We start from the raw sequence: 2,671 nt of genomic DNA, 5'->3' as shown, positions 1-2,671 counted from the left end.
TGATGGATTTTGTCCGATAAAGGATAGCTCCCCTGACCATTTGTGTAGTCTGTAGCTTCCTCCGCTGTTTCCTTGGTTTCTTGATTTTCTGCTGGTGCTGGCGTGGCAGGAGGGGTTAGTTGCCCTCTACGCCCTCGTCCTCGTCTAGGAGTTGGGCTTGGTTCACTTAGAGTCGCCCCACTTCCTTCTCCGAGCTCAGCTGGGGATGTGAGTCCACCAGCCAAAGCCTTGTTGACCTCCTCAGTCAAGGTTTTCATGACTTGAACTTGGGCATTGACCTCCTCTTGACTGGAATTTGGATTTTCAAGAACAGCCTTAGCTCTTGCTAGACCTGCTTCTACACGAGCGTGGAGTTCTTTCATAGAGTCCAGTGTCAGATTGGCAAGTAAAGCTTGTAGACTGGTTTGTGCAGACTCGGCAAGTGACTTATCCACAGTAGGACGGTTTACCTCTGCTTGTTTTTCTCCCTTGCCTTCTTCGCTATCTTTTACTAGAGACTTGTTTTCATTTGAAACTTCTTGATTTTCTCGATTACCTTGCTTAGATGGCTCGGGCTGACCTGGGTCTGTATCAGGAGTTTTTTCACTTAGCTCTTCAGATACCCCCCCGAGGAATCGCTTACAAGGGCGCTGGTTCTAGTCGTTCCACTCTCTGTCGCTGGGGAAATTTCAGGTGTTTGTGCCTGTACTGTCCCGTTGGCAAAAAACATCAGCGCCGCAACGGCAACGCTAGCAGCACCGAAGTGGTACTTCCTTATTGAGTAACGAAAAACCTTTTCCCCTTTGCGCTCTTCTTTACTTTTTAGTTTCATTCATTCTTCCTTCCTTTTTCTATTTGATTTCTTCTGTATAGTCTAGTGCGATCCAGCCCCTACCCGACTTCAACAAGCCCCAAGTATAGCCATCTGCTTCTTCTACCTGCATGATGGTAAAAGTCCCAAGAGGACAAAAACCTTGGTCAGGATAAGCCAGACCTGGACCTGTTCGGATGTAGAGATCATCATCTACCACACGCACTAGATACTCTCCATTCCCATCTCGAGGCTGTTCCTCTTTTGAGACTTGGAAACTATCGCCAGCATGAATCTCAGCCGCCATCTGGATGAGTCGATTTAGATCAATCCCCCCAGGGCAATCTGTAGCTGTAAATTCCTGGTGAGGATGGATGGTCTCACGATTGATTGGCAAATTATAACGATCACAAATATCTGCAATCAAACGTGCTGAGTTCCAGTAGGTTTCCTCTGCAATAGTCCAGTCAGGTTCCCCACGGTTATTTAAGTGTTCAATACCAATCGAACGCTGATTGACTTCATAGTTGCCAGCATGATAGGCAACGCTCTCTTCACCAACACACCCCCATATCTTATCAGGAGTCACCTGATAGTGAGCAGATGTGCCATGACCTGTAGAGACATACCAAGTACTTCTAGCCCCCTCATCACTCAGCCCACCATTATGGTGGATGACAATAGTATCAATATCAAGGCGATTTTGATCGCTATTCATGATTTCCTCATCCACATCTGTGATAAGTCCTGAAAACAAATCGCCATTCACTCTTTTTGTCGCAAACATTCTTCCCTCCTAGTCATTTTCTACCTTATCTTCTACCTGAGGATAAAGAGTCGTTCCCCAAATAGAAATCGTCCGCTTACGTACTAGTGGCAAATCGGTTTTTTCATAAACCGTACGCCACCATTCCCAGGCAAGTCCGGTACACTCCCTAATTTTGATAGAGAGATTGCGAACATTCCCTTTTAAAGGAATACTAGTGGTAAAATGAGCCGTCAAATCCTGCCCATTTCTGTCCCAAGCCTTAGGAGTCAAAACTTCTTTACCTTGATAATCATAGGATAATTCATCCCAAGTAATATAATATTGGGCAACATAGGCACCACTATGATCCAAGAGTAAATCTCCGTTTCTGTAAGCTGTCACCTTAGTCTCAACATAGTCTGTACTGTTTTGAAAGGTCGCAACTACATTGTCCCGTAAAAATGAAGTTGTATAGGAAATCGGTAACCCTGGATGATCTGCTGTAAAGCGACTGCCTTCTTGAATCAAGTCCTCTACCATATCCACCTTGCCTGTTACAACTCGGGCACCCGAACTCGGGTCGCCCCCTAAAATAACTGCCTTCACTTCTGTATTGTCCAAAATCTGCTTCCACTCTGTCTGAGGAGCTACCTTGACTCCTTTTATCAAAGCTTCAAAAGCAGCCTCTACTTCATCACTCTTACTCGTGGTTTCCAACTTGAGATAGACCTGGCGCCCATAAGCAACACTCGAAATATAGACCAAAGGACGCTCTGCAGAAATTCCTCTCTGCCTCAAATCCTCTACCGTTACAGTATCTTGAAACACATCTCCTGGATTTTTAACAGCATCTACGCTGACTGTATAATAAATCTGCTTAAAATTAACAATCTGAATCTGCTTTTCGCCCGAATGGACAGAGTTAAAATCAATATCAAGAGAATTCCCTGTCTTTTCAAAGTCAGAACCAAACTTGACCTTGAGTTGTTCCATGCTGTGAGCCGTGATTTTTTCATACTGCATTCTAGCTGGGACATTATTGACCTGACCATAATCTTGATGCCACTTGGCCAACAAATCGTTTACCGCTCCGCGAACACTTGAATTGCTGGGGTCTTCTACTTGGAGAAAGC

At 45.0% G+C, this 2,671-nt stretch carries 3 protein-coding genes and 1 pseudogene; all 4 read right to left on the bottom strand.

What is annotated here, in order from left to right; translation table 11 throughout:
- Window positions 1-434 (bottom strand): annotated as a pseudogene (locus HT728_RS10490) (hypothetical protein); the annotation flags it as partial.
- Between the two features lie 152 nt (window positions 435-586).
- Window positions 587-811 carry a YSIRK-type signal peptide-containing protein gene (locus HT728_RS10485; protein WP_173235131.1) on the bottom strand — a complete coding sequence of 75 codons (225 nt, stop codon included), beginning with the start codon at window positions 809-811 and terminating at the stop codon, window positions 587-589.
- A gap of 19 nt (window positions 812-830) precedes the next feature.
- On the bottom strand, window positions 831-1,577 hold the full coding sequence (locus tag HT728_RS10480; protein WP_101514457.1) for a peptidoglycan recognition family protein: 747 nt from the start codon (window positions 1,575-1,577) through the stop codon (window positions 831-833).
- A 9-nt stretch (window positions 1,578-1,586) separates the two neighbouring features.
- Window positions 1,587-2,671: cholesterol-dependent cytolysin pneumolysin (gene ply / locus HT728_RS10475; RefSeq protein WP_173235130.1), on the bottom strand; the 1,085-nt coding region annotated here is incomplete at its 5' end.

Origin of the sequence: Streptococcus sp. 544, assembly GCF_013277385.1 — a bacterium.
Classification (GTDB): Bacteria; Bacillota; Bacilli; order Lactobacillales; family Streptococcaceae; genus Streptococcus; species Streptococcus mitis_BA.
Note: the sequence above shows the minus strand (reverse complement) of the source record. Positions and strands in the feature narration are given on the sequence as shown.